General features: G+C 61.3%; 9 protein-coding genes, 2 tRNA genes and 2 rRNA genes. 3 read left to right on the forward strand and 10 right to left on the reverse strand.

The genetic code is table 11. The features are described 5' to 3' along the window. Window positions 1–83: 83 nt before the first annotated feature. The 4 genes from KF886_21015 to KF886_21030 form a co-directional block, all read right to left on the reverse strand. Window positions 84–3,087, reverse strand: a 23S ribosomal RNA gene (locus tag KF886_21015). Between the two features lie 167 nt (window positions 3,088–3,254). Further along, a tRNA-Ala gene (locus KF886_21020) sits at window positions 3,255–3,330 on the reverse strand. Between the two features lie 46 nt (window positions 3,331–3,376). Beyond that, window positions 3,377–3,453: transfer RNA gene (locus KF886_21025), tRNA-Ile, on the reverse strand. 122 nt (window positions 3,454–3,575) lie between these two features. Then, window positions 3,576–5,124 (reverse strand): 16S ribosomal RNA (locus tag KF886_21030). Together the 16S and 23S rRNA genes with 2 tRNA genes alongside form the textbook arrangement of a ribosomal RNA operon. Window positions 5,125–6,017: 893 nt before the next feature. Here KF886_21030 and KF886_21035 point away from each other — a divergent pair. Further along, the gene (locus tag KF886_21035) at window positions 6,018–6,296 is read left to right on the forward strand and encodes a SelT/SelW/SelH family protein (GenBank protein ID MBX3179843.1); all 279 of its coding nucleotides are present in this window, start codon (window positions 6,018–6,020) and stop codon (window positions 6,294–6,296) included. A gap of 456 nt (window positions 6,297–6,752) precedes the next feature. Here the strand turns inward: KF886_21035 and KF886_21040 are convergent, their stop codons facing one another. The 4 genes from KF886_21040 to truA all read right to left on the reverse strand — a co-directional run bounded on the left by KF886_21040 (window position 6,753) and on the right by truA (window position 11,767). Continuing rightward, on the reverse strand, window positions 6,753–8,744 hold the full coding sequence (locus tag KF886_21040) for a TIGR04283 family arsenosugar biosynthesis glycosyltransferase (protein MBX3179844.1): 1,992 nt from the start codon (window positions 8,742–8,744) through the stop codon (window positions 6,753–6,755). A gap of 656 nt (window positions 8,745–9,400) precedes the next feature. Then, window positions 9,401–9,580 carry a hypothetical protein gene (locus tag KF886_21045; protein MBX3179845.1) on the reverse strand — a complete coding sequence of 60 codons (180 nt, stop codon included), beginning with the start codon at window positions 9,578–9,580 and terminating at the stop codon, window positions 9,401–9,403. Window positions 9,581–9,802: 222 nt separating this feature from the next. Further along, a complete protein-coding gene (locus KF886_21050) occupies window positions 9,803–10,864 on the reverse strand; it encodes a sigma 54-interacting transcriptional regulator (protein ID MBX3179846.1) in 1,062 nt (353 codons plus the stop codon). A gap of 126 nt (window positions 10,865–10,990) precedes the next feature. After that, the gene (gene truA / locus KF886_21055) at window positions 10,991–11,767 is read right to left on the reverse strand and encodes a tRNA pseudouridine(38-40) synthase TruA (protein ID MBX3179847.1); all 777 of its coding nucleotides are present in this window, start codon (window positions 11,765–11,767) and stop codon (window positions 10,991–10,993) included. A 788-nt stretch (window positions 11,768–12,555) separates the two neighbouring features. On the opposite strand from truA, the gene KF886_21060 reads away from it, so the two are divergent. Together KF886_21060 and KF886_21065 are read left to right on the forward strand one after the other, a co-directional pair. Then, entirely contained in the window at window positions 12,556–12,990 is a 435-nt protein-coding gene (locus KF886_21060; GenBank protein ID MBX3179848.1) for a hypothetical protein, read from the forward strand. A 7-nt stretch (window positions 12,991–12,997) separates the two neighbouring features. Continuing rightward, a complete protein-coding gene (locus KF886_21065; protein MBX3179849.1) occupies window positions 12,998–14,272 on the forward strand; it encodes a sulfatase in 1,275 nt (424 codons plus the stop codon). Window positions 14,273–14,733: 461 nt separating this feature from the next. Here KF886_21065 and KF886_21070 read toward each other — a convergent pair whose 3' ends face one another. Together KF886_21070 and KF886_21075 are read right to left on the reverse strand one after the other, a co-directional pair. Continuing rightward, window positions 14,734–16,248, reverse strand: coding sequence for a sugar ABC transporter ATP-binding protein (locus tag KF886_21070; GenBank protein MBX3179850.1), 1,515 nt, complete (start codon window positions 16,246–16,248; stop codon window positions 14,734–14,736). A 1,241-nt stretch (window positions 16,249–17,489) separates the two neighbouring features. Next, a complete protein-coding gene (locus KF886_21075; GenBank protein MBX3179851.1) occupies window positions 17,490–18,542 on the reverse strand; it encodes a substrate-binding domain-containing protein in 1,053 nt (350 codons plus the stop codon). Window positions 18,543–18,795 lie beyond the last annotated feature (253 nt).

Genomic DNA, 18,795 nt, shown 5'->3' on the forward strand with positions numbered 1-18,795 from the left:
TTTTGACAGCGAATGTTGGGTAACATACTCAATTACAGCAAAGTTGCGACTAAGGAGAGTCGATTAGCAACTCTATGATTGCTAAGACCAAGCCTCACGAGCGATTAGTACTGGTCAGCTGAACACCTCGCGGTGCTTACACCTCCAGCCTATCAACCTGGTGGTCTACCAGGGCTCTTTAGGGACAAAGTCCAGGGAAATCTTATCTTGGGTGGGGCTTCGTGCTTAGATGCTTTCAGCGCTTATCCCTTCCGAACATAGCTACCCGGCGGTGCCACTGGCGTGACAACCGGAACACCATAGGTTCGTTCATCCCGGTCCTCTCGTACTAGGGACGACTACCCTCAAATTTCCTCCGCCCGCAAAGGATAGGGACCAAACTGTCTCGCGACGTTTTAAACCCAGCTCGCGTGCCACTTTAATCGGCGAACAGACGAACCCTTGGGACCTGCTTCAGCCCCAGGATGTGACGAGCCGACATCGAGGTGCCAAACAACCCCGTCGATATGAACTCTTGGGGGTTATAAGCCTGTTATCCCCGGCGTACCTTTTATCCGATGAGCAACGGCCCTTCCATACGGAACCGCTGGATCACTAAGCCCTACTTTCGTACCTGCTCGACTTGTGAGTCTCGCAGTCAAGCTCCCTTATGCCTTTGCACTCTACGCATGATTTCCAAACATGCTGAGGGAACCTTGGGGCGCCTCCGTTACCTTTTGGGAGGCGACCGCCCCAGTCAAACTACCCACCAGACACTGTCCTCTGCCCGGATTCACGGGTTCAGAGTTAGAATTCAATCATTACCAGGGTGGTATTCCAAGGGCGACTCCACCGAAACTAACGTCCCAGTTTCAACGTCTCCCACCTATCCTATACAAGTAATAACTAAACCCAATATCAAGCTGTAGTAAAGGTGCACAGGGTCTTTCCGTCCTTTTGCGGGTAACCAGCATCTTCACTGGTATTACAACTTCACCGGGCCTACCCTCGAGACAATGCTCAGATCGTTACGCCATTCGTGCAGGTCGGAACTTACCCGACAAGGAATTTCGCTACCTTAGGACCGTTATAGTTACGGCCGCCATTAACCGGGGCTTCAGTTCAAGGCTTCGGCCGAAGCCTAACCTCTCCCCTTAACCTTCCGGCATTGGGCAGGCGTCAGTCCCTATACGTCGTCTTACGACTTTGCAGAGACCTATGTTTTTAGTAAACAGTCGCCTGAGCCACTTTAGTGTCACTCCCAACAGCTTACGGAGCAAGTCCTTCACCGCCGGGAGCACCCCTTCTTCCGAAGTTACGGGGCTAATTGGTCGAGTTCCTTAAGAGTAGATCACCCGAGCGCCTTAGAATACTCATCTCGTCCACCTGTGTCGGTTTGCGGTACGGTCACCTTCACCTTACTAGAGGTTTTTCTAGGCAGTGTGGAATCAAGCAATCCGCTTCACCCGAAGGATCCACGTCCCTTAACGCCTCAGCCTTAATGCAGCCCGGATTTGCCTGGGCTGCGGCCTGCACGCTTAGACTGCCATCCGATAGACAGCTGCCCTATCCTACTGCGTCACCCCATCGCTCAAACGGTTTACGGTGGTACGGGAATCTTTATGCCCGTTTTCCATCGCCTACGCCTCTCGGCCTCGGCTTAGGGTCCGACTAACCCCGGGAGGATTCACCTGGCCCGGGAAACCTTGGACTTTCGGCGGGGAGGATTCTCACCTCCCTTTTCGTTACTAATGCCGGCATGATCGCTTCCATTCAGTCCACGCGTTCTTTCGATCGCGCTTCAACCCGGAATGGAATGCTCCCCTACCCCTGTTACCCGAAGGTAACAAGTCGCAGCTTCGGTATTACGCTTAGCCCCGTTACATCTTCCGCGCATGATCACTCGACCAGTGAGCTATTACGCACTCTTTAAATGAATGGCTGCTTCTAAGCCAACATCCTGGTTGTCTGTGTAATCACACCTCGTTTCCCACTGAGCGTAATTTAGGGACCTTAGCTGGCGATCTGGGTTGTTTCCCTTTCGACTACGGAGCTTATCCCCCGCAGTCTCACTGCCACGATTCCACACAGGGTATTCGGAGTTTGGTAGGGTTCAGTAACCTGGTGAGGCCCCTAGCCCTTCCAGTGCTCTACCCCCCTGTGCTACCACGCGACGCTGCACCTAAATGCATTTCGGGGAGAACCAGCTATTGCCGAGTTTGATTGGCCTTTCACCCCTATCCACAGTTCATCCAAACCGTTTTCAGCCGATACTGGTTCGGGCCTCCATTTCCTTTTACAGAAACTTTACCCTGACCATGGATAGATCACTCGGTTTCGGGTCTACTTCATGCAACTATGCGCCCTGTTCAGACTCGCTTTCGCTTCGGCTGCGGACCAGAAGCCCTTAGCCTTGCCACACAAAGTAACTCGCCGGCTCATTATGCAAAAGGCACGCGGTCAGACGGCCCGAAGGCATCGTCCTCCCACTGATTGTAAGCATGTGGTTTCAGGTTCTATTTCACTCCCCTCTCGGGGTGCTTTTCACCTTTCCCTCACGGTACTAGTTCACTATCGGTTACCGAGTAGTATTTAGCCTTGGGAGATGGGCCTCCCGAATTCGCACGGGGTTTCACGTGACCCGCACTACTTGGGAACATGTTAAGGAGGGCTATCCCCTTTCGCTTACAGGGCTTTCACCTTCTATGGCCTGACATGTCCAGACATGTTCAGCTAGAAGATAGCTTTGTAACCTCCCGGCGGCGTCCTATCGCCACCAAAACACGTCCCGCGACCCCAAAAGCACAACGGATAGGACCTTCAACATACTTTTGGTTTGGGCTGTTCCGATTTCGCTCGCCACTACTGACGGAATCGCTGACTTGCTTTCTCTTCCTCCGGGTACTAAGATGTTTCAATTCCCCGGGTTGGCTTCCTCTGGCCTATGCATTCAGCCAGGGATTATCAGGGTTTGCCTGATAGGGTTTCCCCATTCGGAAATCCGCGGGTGAGCTTGCTTCCAGCAAACCGCGGCTTATCGCAGGTAACCACGTCCTTCTTCGCCTCTCGGTACCAAGGCATCCACCACACGCCCTTAATAGCTTGGTCAAAAACTTTGACCGCCAAGCCCTCCGGAGAGGGCCTGATCGATGTAGTATTCCTCAGTCGCTTCGTTGGTTGTAATTTTTCAATTACCCAAACATTCAACTGTCAAAGATCGCATGCAAGGGCCTACCGGCCAGTGCAAAAAATGTGCGCGTTCATGCCGCGGGCGCTGGTGGAGATGTGGGGGATCGAACCCCAGGCCTCAGGCTTGCAAAGCCCGCGCTCTACCAACTGAGCTACATCCCCCTCGGAGGCATAGCCAATCGCGTTCCGCTTTCAACTGTGTTTCTCATGGTGGGCCTGGGTGGACTCGAACCACCGACCTCACGCTTATCAGGCGTGCGCTCTAACCACCTGAGCTACAGGCCCGATAGAAGATGCGCGAGGCGCCCTCTGAACGCTGAATACGATGCATACCAGGCAAGCCTGCTGTCTTGCGATCGACCGTCGGCTCTAACCCGCCGTGGCGGGTAGCCTACGATACTCCTTAGAAAGGAGGTGATCCAGCCGCACCTTCCGATACGGCTACCTTGTTACGACTTCATCCCCCTCACCAATCACACCTTCGGCGCCTCCCTCCCTTGCGGGTTGGGCCAGCGACTTCGGGTGCAACCGACTCGGGTCATGTGACGGGCGGTGTGTACAAGGCCCGGGAACGTATTCACCGCGCCGTAGCTGATGCGCGATTACTAGCGATTCCGACTTCATGGAGTCGAGTTGCAGACTCCAATCCGAACTGAGACCGGCTTTTTGGGATTGGCTCCACCTCGCGGTATTGCAGCCCACTGTACCGGCCATTGTAGCACGTGTGTAGCCCCAGGCGTAAGGGCCATGATGACTTGACGTCGTCCCCACCTTCGTCCGGTTTAGCACCGGCAGTCTGCTTAGAGTTCCCGCCATAACGCGCTGGTAACTAAGCACAGGGGTTGCGCTCGTTGCGGGACTTAACCCAACATCTCACGACACGAGCTGACGACAGCCATGCAACACCTGTCACCGCGTCCCCGAAGGGAAGGCCCACTTTCATGGGTTGTCGCGGGATGTCAAGCCTGGGTAAGGTTCTTCGCGTTGCCTCGAATTAAACCACATGCTCCACCGCTTGTGCGGGCCCCCGTCAATTCCTTTGAGTTTCACGCTTGCGCGCGTACTCCCCAGGCGGTGTACTTAATGCGTTAGCTTCGGCACGGAAGGGGTCGATACCTCCCGCACCTAGTACACAACGTTTACGGCATGGACTACCGGGGTATCTAATCCCGTTCGCTACCCATGCTTTCGAGCCTCAGCGTCAGTTTCGTGCCAGAAAGTCGCTTTCGCCACTGGTGTTCCTCAGGATATCTAAGCATTTCACCGCTACACCCTGAATTCCACTTTCCTCTCACGAACTCAAGACAGGCAGTATCCAAAGCACGTCCAGGGTTGAGCCCTGGGATTCCACTTTGAACTGACCCGTCCGCCTGCGCTCCCTTTACGCCCAGTAATTCCGAACAACGCTTGGAACCTCCGTATTACCGCGGCTGCTGGCACGGAGTTAGCCGTTCCTTATTCCTGAGGTACCGTCAAATCCAGGACATTTCCTCCCCGGACCATTCTTCCCTCAGAAAAGAGCTTTACAACCCTAGGGCCTTCGTCACTCACGCGGCATCGCTGCGTCAGACTTTCGTCCATTGCGCAATATTCCCTACTGCTGCCACCCGTAGGTGTCTGGACCGTGTCTCAGTTCCAGTGTGGCCGATCAACCTCTCAGCTCGGCTACCCATCGTTGCCTTGGTGGGCTGTTATCTCACCAACTAGCTAATGGGGGGCGGGCTCATCTCCTGGTGGCGCCGTGAAGCGCCTTTCCTTGCAGGCCATAGACCCACAATCACATGCGGTATTAGCAGTCGTTTCCAACTGTTGTCCCCCGCCAGGAGGCAGATTACCCACCTGTTACTCACCCGTTCGCCGCTCTATACACCCCCGAAGGGGCTTTAATCGCTCGACTTGCATGTATGAGGCGTGCCGCCAGCGTTCGTTCTGAGCCAGGATCAAACTCTCCGATAAAAAACTACTGCAAGCATCCGAAGACGCCACAGCGATTTATGGTTTGTTTGACTCCTATTGCATCGTCCGTTAGGACATTACTTTAAGGAATCATTGTTGGGTTGCCAATCCGCGGTTGCCCGCGAACTGGCGCACAAGACAGTTTGTTTAACTTGTCGATATGCATCGTATTCAATTTTCAAAGAGCGCATCGCAGACACACAGCTACGAGCCGGTAACGCCTTGGCCTTACCGCCGCTGCGTGTCTCTGTCGCCGCTATCGCGGCTCTGCGAATTCGTATGGTATCAATTTTTCAGGGGCCATGTCAAGCCTTGTCCCAAACTATTTTCGGGACCGCCTGGCCGTACCACCGAAAAACCGATTCAACTGTTGCATTCACCAGCGCCGGTCAAAACCGGACCGCGCATCCCCGCTGCCCGTGAGCAGTGGACAGAAAGTATAGCAATTTGTTAGCTCGATGTCAAGCTTTCATTTCGCCCGCCCACCGTCACCGGCGCGCGCTGTCCTGCTCTGTAGCAAGGGGACAAACAGTGTAGCAAAATCAGAAGCCAATGTCAACTACTTCTTCTGCCCGCCGCTCCCGACTCCTCGCGAAGCCCGGATGGCGTCCTGTCGCTGGTATTCGATTTTTCCCGCAGCGCCCACCGGGGTGGGTCGCCGCAAATGTGCGTACCGTTGTGCGCAACGTGAGAAAGCTTAGCAAAACTCTAAAGGCCCTGTCAAGCATCTCAACTTTTCGGAGTTTTCCGGGCAAAGATGCCGGCAAACCAACGCGCTCCGCGCAAAGGACGCGTAGTATGCCAAACGCACGAAGCCCATGTCAATCAACAACTGGATTTTCTTTTCCCCGCCGCGTATCGTGTCCAACACCACCCCACAGAGGCCCCCCGACATGCACCGCGAGCCCCGCATCGAAATCCACTACTGCACCCAGTGCCACTGGCTCCTGCGCGCCGCCTGGTACGCCCAGGAACTCCTCAGCACCTTCGGCCCGCAGCTCGGCGAGGTCGCCCTGCTACCCGCCACCGGCGGCTGCTTTCAGGTGTACTGCAATGGAACGCTGCTATGGTGTCGCAAGCGCGAAGGACGCTTCCCCGAAGCAAAGGAGCTCAAGCAGCGCGCCCGCGACCAGATCGCCCCCGGCCAATCCCTCGGCCACAGCGACCGCTGACCCCGCGCCCCGCCCGGCCCGAACACAATACGACACAAGCCCAACACCGCCCCCCCAAGTTCCGGCGCTGCGTGCGGGCACGGGCCTTCAAAGGATCGCCAACCCGCGAGAGGAACGTCGCTTCCTTCAAGGACGGCGCAACCCATCATGAATGGATACACCGAAATCCAAAAGGGGACCACGGGCGCCACCCTCAAGCTCTGCGGCTCGGCCGCAAAGGCTTGTGGGTGCGAGACTCCAGTAGTGCGCGAACAGTCAGCGGCATTACTTGATCCTAATGGGGTGACGCAACGCGTCATGAGCGGCCGCTCTGCTCTGAAATTCAAAAGGAAGCCACGGGTGCCACCCTCAAGCTCTGCGGCTCGGCCGCAAAGGCTTGTGGGTGCGAGCCCCCCGTAGAGCGCGAACAGTCAGGCGCGGCAACGTATCCTTCAAGACGCCCCCAACCCTTCACAGTCAACGCCCGTACCACCGCGCAATCCGCGCCGGCGAAACCCCGCACGGATACGCAAAGAACGCCGCCACATTCCGCAGCGTAACCCACACCGTCCCCTCCCGCTCCCAGCGCCGAGGCGACACCCCCATCGCCTGCGGAAGCGTAACCACCAGCCCCGCGCGCCGCGCCGACCGCGCCAGCGCATAATCCTCCAGGATCGGGAGCTCCTGAAATCCCCCAAGCGCCTCAAACGTCTCCCGCCGCAAAAACATCCCCTGATCGCCGTACGGCATCCCGAGCCACGCGCTCCGCAGATTCGCCAGCCCCGCAATCCACCGGTACGCGCGCCCCGGCCCGTCAATCCGCAGCGAGAACGCCCCCAGCGCAACCCTCTCGAACGCAAGCGTCCGCCGCACCCAGCCCGCAACATCCGGCGGCGGTGTCGCGTCCGCGTGCAGAAACAGCAGGCGCTCACCCGTCGACACCGCCGCCCCCGCGTTCATCTGCGCGGCCCGCCCCCGCGGCGCGTCGATTACCGCGGCCCCGTGTGACGCCGCAATCGCCCGCGTCGCGTCCTCGCTGCCCCCATCCACCACAATGATCTCCGTGTTCGGCAGCGCGCACAGCCGCTGGACCAGCGGCCCGATACGCTCCGCCTCGTTGAGCGCCGGGATGATGATCGATAGCCGCTCCCGCGCCCGCGCCGCCTCCCAGTGCGCCAGGTCCTCCAATAAATCCACGTCCGGCAGCGGCGCCAGCGCGCGCAACGACAGGCCCAGCGCCGCCGCGTTCGCCGCCACCGCCTCGTACACGCCCGCGCCCCCCCATTCGACGCCATCGAACAGCGGGGCCACCGGATACGGCGCCGCCGACAGCCGCATACCGATCAGGTAGAAGCCCCCGTCCTCCGCCGGCCCCATCACCACATCGAATTCGTCCAGCGCCGCAAACGCCTCCGCCGTCCGCGCGCTGTCCAGCCCGGGACAATCGGTCCCACAGATAACCACCTTTCCATAGGCCTGCTCAAAGCCCTCCTCCAGCGCGCGGGCCAGCCGCGCCCCCAGCTCCCCCTCCCCCTGCGCCGCATACAGGTGCGCCGGACCGAGCCAGTCCCGAAAGGCCCCCCGCTCCGCGCCCGTGTACCGCACCTGCGTCTCCACCTCCGGCAGCGGCGGCGGAGCCAGCGCCACGCAGTGCTCCGCCATCGCGCGGTACAGCTCCGCCGCGCCCGCCGCGCCCATCGCCGGAACCAGCCGCGTCTTCACCAACCCCGCCTCCGGAAACCGCGCAAAGTTCACCAGCAGCCCCGTCTTCAACGCCGGCCGCGAAAACAGCGCGCTCGCCGCAATCGTCCCCAGTATCTTGCACCCCGCCCCCACCACCCCGCGCACCGTGCCCGACACCTTCGACACCCCCTCCCGCCGGCGATACGACACCGGAACCTCGTCCGCCGGCACGGCGTGCAGCGCCGCCTTGATCTGCATCTCCACTGTCCACCCGTAATCCCGATCGCGCATGTCCAGACCCAGCAGCGTCCGGTACCGGATCGCCCGGAACGGCCCCAGGTCCGTGTAGCGGATCCCCCAGAACAGCCGGATCAGCCGCGTCGCCAGCCAGTTCCCAAACGCCGCCTGCGGAGACAGCGCCCCCGCCTCCCGCGCCCCCCGCATCCGCGAACCGATCATCAGGTCCACCTCCCCCCGGATCACCGGATCCACCAGCAGCGGCATCTCCTCCGGATGATCGCTGTAATCCCCATCCAGAAAAACCACAACGTCCGGCGACGCCAGCGCCGCGATCCCCGCGAGGCACGCCGCCCCATACCCCCGCTCCGGAACCGAAACCACCCGCGCCCCCTGCGCCCGCGCGGCCGCCGCCGTCCCGTCCGTAGACCCATTGTCCGCCACCACCACATCATCCACCCACGCCGGAATATCTCGCAACACCCGGCCGATCGCCGCCTCCTCGTTCAACGCCGGAATCACAACCGCAATCGTATGTTCGTTTCGCATCGCAACTTTCATAACGCGCCGCAGGCGCAACACAAAGTAGGATAGGCGTCCCGCCTGTCCAAAGCGCCGCAGGCGCAAGACAAAGTAGGATAGGCGTCCCGCCTGTCCAAAGCGCCGCAGGCGCAACACAAAGCAGGATAGGCGTCCCGCCTGTCCAAAGCGCCGCAGGCGCAACACAAAGCAGGATAGGCGTCCCGCCTGTCCAATGCGCCCCAAGGCGCAGGGACTCAGACATTCTTGTCTGAGAAACGTACCAAAACCAACCACCCCGCCCCAACAAACCCCAAGGGACGTACCGCCGCAAGCCCGCCACGCAAACGCACAACCACCACGCGTCCAGCCCCACACCGCCAACCCCAACGCCAGGCCCCCAAACGCGGGGGTATGTCCCGGCCAGGGTCAATGAAAAGCGTCTCGCGTAATCGCGCCCCCCGGCGCGTTCGTGCCCCACAGCAACTCCCCCCACAAAACAAAAACGGGGCGTCGCGGGCCAACCACCCGCAACGCCCCGAAAGGAAACCTCAGAACGTTCCGTCCGCCACCGTCTCCACCCCCGAAAGATCCTTGAATTCAATCGATTTCATCACGCTTTCCTCCACCCCCGTCTCGGGGGTCATTCCCTGAAAAAAGGCCCTACTGCACGGTAAAAGCCAATATCAGAACTTGATCTCCTCAAAATTCAGGGAAAGACTCTCGGTCGGCTGATCGGACGAACGGGTCGCTTCGCCCTTGATATCGCCCAGCTTCATGTACGCCGGCCCGCCCTTCACCGCCGCCGCCTCCTCCGCGCTCACCTCATTCTTCACGTTCAGTTCGTCAATGTTGATGTTTTTCATGCTGTTCTCCTCCGCCCCTGCATTGAGGCGTTGTCGTTCGACTCACGCCGCCCATCGGCGCATATCCCCCTTACGCCAATCTCATGCCAGAATTCCCCGGATCGCGTAAGTTGCTTTCATAATGCATGTTTGCGCAAATATGCCGCCATTCGAGACCCGAACAAGGACGCCCAGACACCCCCATCCCTGGCCCCCATACAGTACCATGGCCCCGAAAAAAGACTACCCCAGCCCATATTGAGACAGCTTCCGATCCAAAGTGGACCGGCTCACCCCCAGCGCGCGCGCCGTTTGCCGCTTGTTCCCCCCCTGCCGCGCAAGCACCGCCGCAATATGATGCCGCTCCGCCGTCTCCAGCAGGTCGTCCGCCGGCGCGGCCACAGCGCCGCGCGGCGAAACCGCCGCCGATCCCGATCCCGCCGATTTCGCCTCCGCCCCGCCCTCGGACGTCACGTCAAACGGCTGAAAATCATCCAGGATAATCGTGTCCAGCGTAATGACGTCGTCCTCCATCAGCGCCACCGCCACGTGGATCACCTGGTTCAACTCCCGCAGGTTCCCCGGCCACGGGTGCTCCAGCAGCCGCTCCAGCGCGTCCGCCTCCAGCCCCCGCACCGTCTTGTCCATCGCCCGCGCCGATCGCACGATCTCCCGCCGGATCATCCGCGGCAAGTCGTTCCGGCGCTCGCGCAGCGGCGGCACGAACAGCGTGATCCCCTTGATCCGGTAAAAAAGATCCTGGCGGAAACGCCGGCTCGCCACAAACTCCCGCAGCGGGTGACACGTCGCCGTAATCAGCCGAACATCCGCCCGCCGGATTCCCTCACCGCCCAGCCGCTCAAACTCCCCTTCCTCCACCGCCCGCAGAATCTTCGCCTGGCCAGTCAAAGAAAGATCCGCAATCTCATCCAGAAACAGCGTCCCGCCATCCGCCTGCTCAAACTTCCCCTTCACCTGCCGGTCCGCCCCCGTGAACGCCCCCTTCTCATGACCGAAAAGCTGGCTGTCCAGCAGCGTATCGCTCAGCGCCGCCGCATTAAAAGAGACGAATGGCCCCCCGGCCCGCACCGAAGACTGGTGGATCGCCTGGCTGATCACCGTCTTCCCCGTCCCCGATTCCCCCAGCACCAGCACCGGCAGATCCGTCCGCGCCGCAAGCCGCGCCAGGTGCAGGCAACGCTGCATCGCCCCGTCCGCGCTGATGTAATCCTCCAGCGTCGCCGCCAGAACGGGCGCGGCGTCTCCACCTTCTTGCGCGGCGCGCGCGTTGCGGGCCTTGTTCATGGCTTTCCTCGTCTAAGTCAGCGTGACGCGACGCCCGCGCTGCAAGCCCTGCCAAGAGCAGGCGCCCCGCAAACGGGTCCAACCGCACCATTCTTGCACAATCGACCGGGCCAGTAAACCGTCCCGCTACCCCCCGTATTCCGCCGGATAATGCACCTCCTTCAGCACCAGACCCTGCGCTGGCGCACAATGCCCCCGAAACGGCCCGCCCGATGTCAGCGCCCCGTCCAGGAATTCCGGCCCGAAGCGGCCCCGACCGATTTCCACCAGGGTCCCCGCGATATTCCGCACCATGTGATACAAAAAACCATCCCCGTAAAGCTCCAGATGCCACACGTCCGCCGCGTCCGCCGGCCCGATAACCGCCCCCGGAAGAAGCCGCGCCTCGTAAATCGTCCGCACCGTCGTCTTCATCTGGCTCCCCGTACTCTGGAACCCCGCAAAGTCGTGCGTCCCCTCCAGCCGCGGCAGCAGCGCCGCCATACGCTCCAGGTCCACCGCATACGGAACCTGCCAGCAATACGGCGCGCAAAACGGATCCATCTCCCGGCTGAAATGAAACGTATAGCAATAGCGCTTCGATATCGCCGAAAAACGCGCATTGAAGTCCGCCGGAACCGCTGAAAGCCCCGTGATCTGAATCTCCGGCTCCAGCATCCGGCAAAGCGCGTGACGCAGCGTCGCATGGAGTGGGCGGGGCCAGACGCACGAAAAAACCTGCCCCAGCGCGTGCACCCCCGCATCCGTCCGGCCCGCCCCCTGAATCCGGATAGGCCGCGAAGCGATCCGGCTCAGCGCCCCCTCGATCTCCCCCTGTACGCTCCGCTGGCCATCCTGCGCCTGCCAGCCGCAAAAATGCGTGCCCAGATAGCGCACCGTTCCCTTCAATGTCTCGTCGATCATGACCCTATTCTACGACACCCATCCCCGCCCAGACCATCCACCACGCAACCCCGGGGACTGGCTCCCGCAACAACAAAAACCGCCGCCGCGAAAGCGACCCAACAACCCACAAATCGCGGGTGCCTGTACCCGCAACCCGGGGGACTGGCTCCCGCGACAACAAAAACCGCCGCCGCGAAAGCGACCCAATCACCCACAATTCGCGGGTACCTGTACCCGCAAACCAAGGGGACTGGCTCCCGCGACAACAAAAACCGCCGCCGCGAAAGCGACCCAACAACCCACAAATCGCGGGTGCCTGTACCCGCAAAAAAAGTAGGACAGCCGTCCCGGCTGTCCACCCCAGGGACTGCGGCGCCCCATCACCCCAGATACCAACAGCCCGCGCGCAACCGAAAGCGAGCCCAACGAAGCGGCAACACGGACAACCGGCGCGGCTGTCCCGTCGCAACCCCGGGGACTGGCTCCCGCGACAACAAAAACCGCCGCCGCGAAAGCGACCCAACCACCCACAATTCGCGGGTGCCTGTACCCGCAAACAAACGCATCACGGGTGCCACGTTCAAGCTCCGCGGCTCCGCCGCGAAGGCTTGAGCGTGCGAGACCCCAACACAAACCCCGCCCCCGTTTGACTCCAGCCGCGGGGCTACGCTAGGCTCATCCCCGGGGCTGGCCACAACACGGTCATCTCCGCGTACCGGCGCGGCGTTGTCCCCTCCGGGGGCCCGGGGCGCGTATTCCCCGAGCCCGCGTTTCGACATTCCGGCATGGTCCGGTGGAGCCCATTGATGATTGCTCGTATTTCTCGAACCCTCGCGCTCGGAGCCGTGCTCCTCGCCGCCGGCTGCAACTCCCTCGGCGGCGTCCCCGAATTCAAGATGGCCGGCATCGCGCCCCAACCCCTGCACCCCGGCGACACCGCCCTCATCACCGTCGCCGTCAAGGACCGCAACAACATCATCAATTCGATTACCGGCGTCATTCGCGAGGAGCCCACTATAAAGCTGACCCTCCGCGACGACGGAACCGAGGGCGACGTCAAAGCCGGCGACGGCGTCTGGTCCCTCGCCGTCCGCGTGCCGCTCGAGGCGCCCCCCGGCGTATTCAACCTCACCTTCACCGCCTACCGTTCCGATGGCGTCGCCGTGCCCATCCGCGGCGAAGGCGGCGAAATTCATCCCCTCGCCGTCGAAATGCCCCTCTCAATTCAATACAAGCAATAGGGTTCTCGTGAAGTATTTCGTTCTCCTCAGTGCCCTGATACCCCCGTTTCTCGCCGCCGCCGCGCCCAATGTCCTCCTCCTCTCGGTCGATACCCTCCGGGCCGACCGCCTCGGCGCTTACGGCTACGCCCTGCCCACCTCCCCCAATCTCGACGCCTTCGCCCGCGAGGCCCTCCTCTTCGAAGACGCCGTCTGCGAAGTCCCGCTGACCGGGCCCTCCATGGGCGCCATGCTCAGTGGGCGCTACCCCCGAATGACCGGCACCACCCGCAACGGCCTCCGCATGCCCGACGAAGTTCCCCTCGCAACTGATCAATTCGCCGCCGCCGGCTACCACACCTTCTGCGTCCAGAGTAACTGGACCCTCAAGGCGAATCTCAGCGGCATGGATCGCGGGTTCGCCCTGTATGACGATGATTTCCGCAAGAAGCGCTGGGGATTCATGAAGCCCGAACGCGACGGGGACGACGTCACCGACATCGCCCTCAAATTCCTCGCCGAACGCCCCAATGACAAACCCTTCTTCGGCTGGGTCCACTACTCCGACCCCCACGCCCCCTACAAAATGCACCGCAAGTTCCGGCCCGCCGGCAAGCGCGCCTGGTATCTCGGGCACGAGGAAAAAACCCGCGTGAAGTACGATTCCGAAGTCGCCTTCACCGACAACGAAATTGGAAAACTCCTCGCCGCCCTCCCCGAAGACACCATCGTCGTCTTCGTCGCGGACCACGGCGAAAGCCTCTTCGAACACGGCTACCTCGGGCACGGACGAAAAATATACCAGAACGGCATGCACATCCCCCTCATGATTCGCGCCCCCGGCGTCGATCCCGAACGCACGGCCACCCCCGCCCGCGGCATCGATATCGGGCCCACCCTCCTCGGGCTCGCCGGCCTCCCCGTCCCCGATTCCATGGTCGGATTCGACCTCCTGAAAGAGAACATCCCCGCCGACCGCGCCCGCGTCGTCGAAACCTACGGCGGAGCCGTACCCAACCTTCCCGGCGTCAAGGACGTCATGGCCGAGGCCGGCCCCCTCATGCAAGGCGTCATCCACGAAGGATGGAAACTCATCCTCGAAGCCGACCGCCGCGAACTCTACTACCTCCCCGAAGACCCCGCCGAACTCAACGACCGCGCCGCCGAAGATCCCGACCGCGCCGACACCCTCCAGCAAATTATCCAGCGCTGGGAAGAAGCCACCCCCGTCCGAGCCCAGGGCGAAGAAAACCTCAACGCCGAAGACCTCAAGGCCCTCGAAGCCCTCGGCTACCTCGAATAGCCCGGGGACTGGCTCCCGCGAAAAAACCACCCCAGCCGCGAAAGCGCCCAACCCACCCAATATTCGCGGGTGCCTGTACCCGCAAAAAAGTAGGAAAGCCATCCCGGCTGTCCACCCCATCACGGGTGCTTGCTCCGAAATTTCAAAGCGAGCCACGGGTGCCACGTTCAAGCTCCGCGGCTCCGCCACGAAGGCTTGAGCGTGCGAGACTCCAGTTGAGCGCCAACCGTCAGGGGCAGTGTTTCATCCTTAATGAGTGACGCAACGCGTCATGAAAGGCTGTACCCGCAACCCGGGGGACTGGCTCCCGCGAAAAAACCACCCCAGCCGCGAAAGCGCCCAACCCACCCCAAATTCGCGGGTGCCTGTACCCGCAACCAAACCCACCTTCCTTACCTCGACAAACCCCACTACATTTTCTCTGCGCTCTTTGCGTTCTTTGCGGTTTCCCAAGCCACCCCCTACGCCGCCGCCGTACGCCCCGTCGCCAGCTGCATCACCGCTTCCTCCGTCAGCGCCTCACGCGACAGCTCCCCCGTAAGCCCCCCCTCATGCAACACGATCGCCCGGTCCGGCAGATGCAGCACCTCCTCCATCTCGCTCGAAACAAACAAAATCGCCACCCCCGACTCTGCCAGCTGCTCCATAAGCTGGTAGATCTCCCGCTTCGCCCCCACGTCAATCCCCCGCGTCGGCTCATCCAGCAACAGGATCCGCGGACGCATCGCAAGCCACTTACCCAGCACCACCTTCTGCTGATTGCCCCCCGAAAGCACCTGGCAGATCTGCCGGTCCGACGGCGTCCGGATATTCAACTTCCCGATCATCTCCCCGCTGATCGCACGCTCCGCCCTCCGGTTCAACAACCCCCGCCGCGCATCCCGCGCCAGCGTCGCCAGGCTGCAATTCTCCCGCACCCCCATCTCCAGCACCAGACCCTGACCCTTCCGGTCCTCCGGAGCCAGCGCCAGGCCCGCCCGGATCGCGTCCTCCGGCGATCGCAGCGACACCGGTTCATCCGCCACCCGCACTTCACCCCCCAGCGCCGGCCGCACGCCAAATAGCGTCTCCAGCAGTTCCGTCCGCCCCGCGCCCACCAGCCCCCCAATCCCCACAATCTCCCCCGCCCGAACCGAAAACGAAATCGCGTGCCGTGGATACGCCGTCGTGACCAACCCGTCAACCCGCAACACTTCCTCGCCCAGCGCCCGCGGGTGGTACTCCCGATCCGCCGAAAACTCGCGCCCCACCATCAGCTTCACCATACGATCATGACAAATCTCCTCCCGCGCCAGCTCCCCCGCATTCTTCCCGTCCCGCAACACCACCACCCGGTCCGCCAGATCCGATACCTCACCAAGCCGGTGCGATATGTAAATGATGCTCACCCCCTCCGCCTTCAAATCCCCGATCACCCGGTACAGGTGATCCGTCTCACGCTGCGAAAGGCTCGACGTCGGCTCGTCCATAATCAAAATCCGGCTGTGCACCGAAAGCGCCTTCGCGATCTCCACCATCTGCTGCTGCCCCACCGACAAATGCCGCACCAGCGTCCGCGGCGAAACATTCAGCCCCACCCGCTGCATCAACACCGCCGCATCCCGGGCAATCTGCCGGCGACGGATCACCCCGCACCGGCCCCGCGGCTCACGGCCCAGAAAAATATTCGCCCCGATGTCCAGGTTGTCCGCCAGGTTCAATTCCTGGTGGATCAGCGAAATCCCCAGCGCCGTCGCCGCACGGATCGACCCGATCTCCACCTCGGCCCCCTCAAGCAGGATCGCCCCCGAATCCGGACGCTGGATCCCCGCCAGGATCTTCATCAGCGTGCTCTTCCCCGCCCCATTCTCCCCAATCACCGCCAGCACCTCCCCCGGATACAAATCCAGCGAAACCCCGCTCAACGCCTTCACCCCCGGAAACTGCTTGCTGAGATCACGAACAGAAAGCAACGGCTGCAAATTCGATTCACTCATGATTCATCCGCTCCAAAACCGGCTCACCCGCGCCGGCCAGCACAGGACAACGAAAAGCATAGGAAACCGGGACGCAGACCTTCCGGTCCACAAAGATTCCCGCGCCGCCGTGACAACCCGCAATGTATCCCCGTGGAACAACAAGTGCACGCGGGCGTCCATCAACGACAGAATCCCTTTTCTATCCGTGGCATCCGTGTAATCCGTGGTCGCAAATCCAGATCGCGGCCAGCGGCTGCCCGCCGTGTTTTTTGTGTTCTTTGCGCTCTTTGTGGCTCCAAATCCAATCCCCCGCCCGCCGTGACAGCGAGTCGCGCCCGGGTTCGTCTTCTTTGCGCCTTTGCGTGAAAACAAATCCTTCTCCACCTTCTTTTCTTCGTGTCCTTCACGCCCTTCGTGGTAATCAATTCCCTGGCTGCGGCCAGCGGCTACCCCGTGTTCTTTGTACTACTATCCGTCAACTTCTTGTTTTTCTGCAAGTTCTTCCATTCAAAATCCATATAACCAACTGTTGTAAAAGCATTTGCGAAGCGAAAGCTCCAGGGAGAATTTCCGGGCTGTTCCGCAAGTTTCATGGTCGAAATTCTTTTCTTGCCCACGGATTACACCGATGCCCCGGATTGCAGCGACGCTCGAACCAGGTGAGACCGAACAGCCCGCCGCCCGATCAACCCCTCCAAAACCTGAATAACTCCCCTCGGAAATCGCACGCTGGCGCTGACAGGCCCCAACGACCGGCATCTTTTTCTATCCGTGTCATCCGTGTAATCCGTGGTCAAAACTCCTGATCGCGGCCAGCCCCTGCTCCCGGCGCATTCGTGTGCATTGGTGTCCATTCGTGGTTAAAAGTCCGCCCTAATTCAACCGCCCAGGTCCGTCCCCGCACAATAACACCCTATGCGCTCTCTGCGTTCTCTGCGGTTAAAGCTCTTCAATGTTTTTCTTCGTGTCCTTCACGCCCTTCGTGGTGATCAATTCCCTGGCTGCGGCCAGAGACTCCCCCAGATTCTTTGTGTTCTTTGTGTTCTTTGTGGCTCCAAATCCAATTCCCCACCCGCCATTACCGCGAGTCGCGCCCTGGATCGTCTCCTCTGCGCATTCGCGTGAACTTCAATCCCTCTCCAACTCCCTTTCTTCGTGTTCTTCGCGCCCTTCGTGGTAATCAATTCCCTGGCTGCAACCAGCGGCTACCCGTGTGAATTCGCGTCTATTCGCGGTTCACAAACCCACGCCAATCCCCCTCACCCCCCCTGCGCCTTCAACGCCTCCAGGTTCGTCCGGAACTCCTCCACATTCTCCTTGCGCACCACCACCACCGGCACCTCCAGCATACCGCCCTCCGGCAGCACGCTCTGATCGCCCCGCGCCAGACCTGCCAGTATGCGGACCGAATCGTACCCGTAGTTATACGGTTGCTGGCTCACCGTCCCGTGCACATGCCCATCGACGATGCCCTGCAGCGTATCGTCCGCCTCGTCAAAGCTCACCATCTTGATCTGGCCCAGCTTCCCCGCGTCCCGCACCGCCTTCAGGCAGTTCGGAATGTTGTACGCGAAAAGCCCCACCATGCACGCCAGATCCCCGTGACTCGCAATCGTGTCCTCCGCGTTCGACTTTGCCTTCGCATAGTCGAAATTGTCCGTCAGCGTCCCCAGAATCGTGTAGTTCTCCCCCTGAATCACCTCCGAAGCCGGGCTCATCGTCAGGTTGTTCGCGTCCTGCATCGGCGCGTCAAGCAGCTCGTCAATCACCCCCTGACGCCGCTGCTGCGAGTTCGACTGCTCCAGCCGCCCCACAAAGATCATCACCTTGCCCCCCTCCGGAATCGCCTCCTTCACCAGCTTCCCCGCCTCACGGCCCGCCTTGTAATTGTCCATCCCCACAAAACACAGCCGGTTCGATTCCGGCGCGTCCGCGTCCTGCGTGATCACGTTCGTCACCGCGCACGCCTGGTTGATGAAACCCACCTGATTCGCCGCGTCGATCGGGCTCATCGCCAGCCCGTCGATCCCCGTCGCCAGGGCCGTCTCGATCATACGCTTCTGGTCGATCAACCCCTTCGGCGGCATCAACACCTGCACGTCCACGTCAAAATCCCTCGCCGCCGCCCGGACCCCCGCCGCCGCCACATCCCAGAACGGATCCACCCCGTTCGTTACATACGCCAGCTTGATGCGCTTTCCGCCCGCGCCCGAATCCGCCGCCGATCCACCCTCCGGCGGCGCGGACGTCTCGCCGCCGCCACATCCCGCCAGCGCGATACCCGCGCACGCCACAACCGCCCAAAGCCCCATCCAACCCCGTCGCGTAAACGTTGCCTTCATGTACTCAACCCTCTCCAGAATCGGCGGGCCATCGCGCACGCCGCCCGTTCAAAGCCATACACAAAGCGCACGCGACCGCGCGCCTCCCCCCAAACCGGCCCGGGGGGCTGTCCAGTCTACTGCATCACCGCCGGGGACGCAACCGCGCAAAACCCCGCAATCCGGGCATACCCCGCCCCCGCTCGCGCGTTGCACCGCCCCGCCGCCCTTGCGTATGATCGGC

The sequence above is a fragment of the Candidatus Hydrogenedentota bacterium genome, from assembly GCA_019637335.1.
GTDB lineage: Bacteria > Hydrogenedentota > Hydrogenedentia > Hydrogenedentales > JAEUWI01 > JAEUWI01.

Coding starts and splice junctions, on each gene's coding strand:
- KF886_21035 (MBX3179843.1), top strand. CDS start 6,018: ATGCACCGCGAGCCCCGCATCGAAATCCACTACTGCACCCAGTGCCAC.
- KF886_21040 (MBX3179844.1), bottom strand. CDS start 8,744: ATGCGAAACGAACATACGATTGCGGTTGTGATTCCGGCGTTGAACGAG.
- KF886_21045 (MBX3179845.1), bottom strand. CDS start 9,580: ATGAAAAACATCAACATTGACGAACTGAACGTGAAGAATGAGGTGAGC.
- KF886_21050 (MBX3179846.1), bottom strand. CDS start 10,864: ATGAACAAGGCCCGCAACGCGCGCGCCGCGCAAGAAGGTGGAGACGCC.
- truA (MBX3179847.1), bottom strand. CDS start 11,767: ATGATCGACGAGACATTGAAGGGAACGGTGCGCTATCTGGGCACGCAT.
- KF886_21060 (MBX3179848.1), top strand. CDS start 12,556: ATGATTGCTCGTATTTCTCGAACCCTCGCGCTCGGAGCCGTGCTCCTC.
- KF886_21070 (MBX3179850.1), bottom strand. CDS start 16,248: ATGAGTGAATCGAATTTGCAGCCGTTGCTTTCTGTTCGTGATCTCAGC.
- KF886_21075 (MBX3179851.1), bottom strand. CDS start 18,542: ATGGGGCTTTGGGCGGTTGTGGCGTGCGCGGGTATCGCGCTGGCGGGA.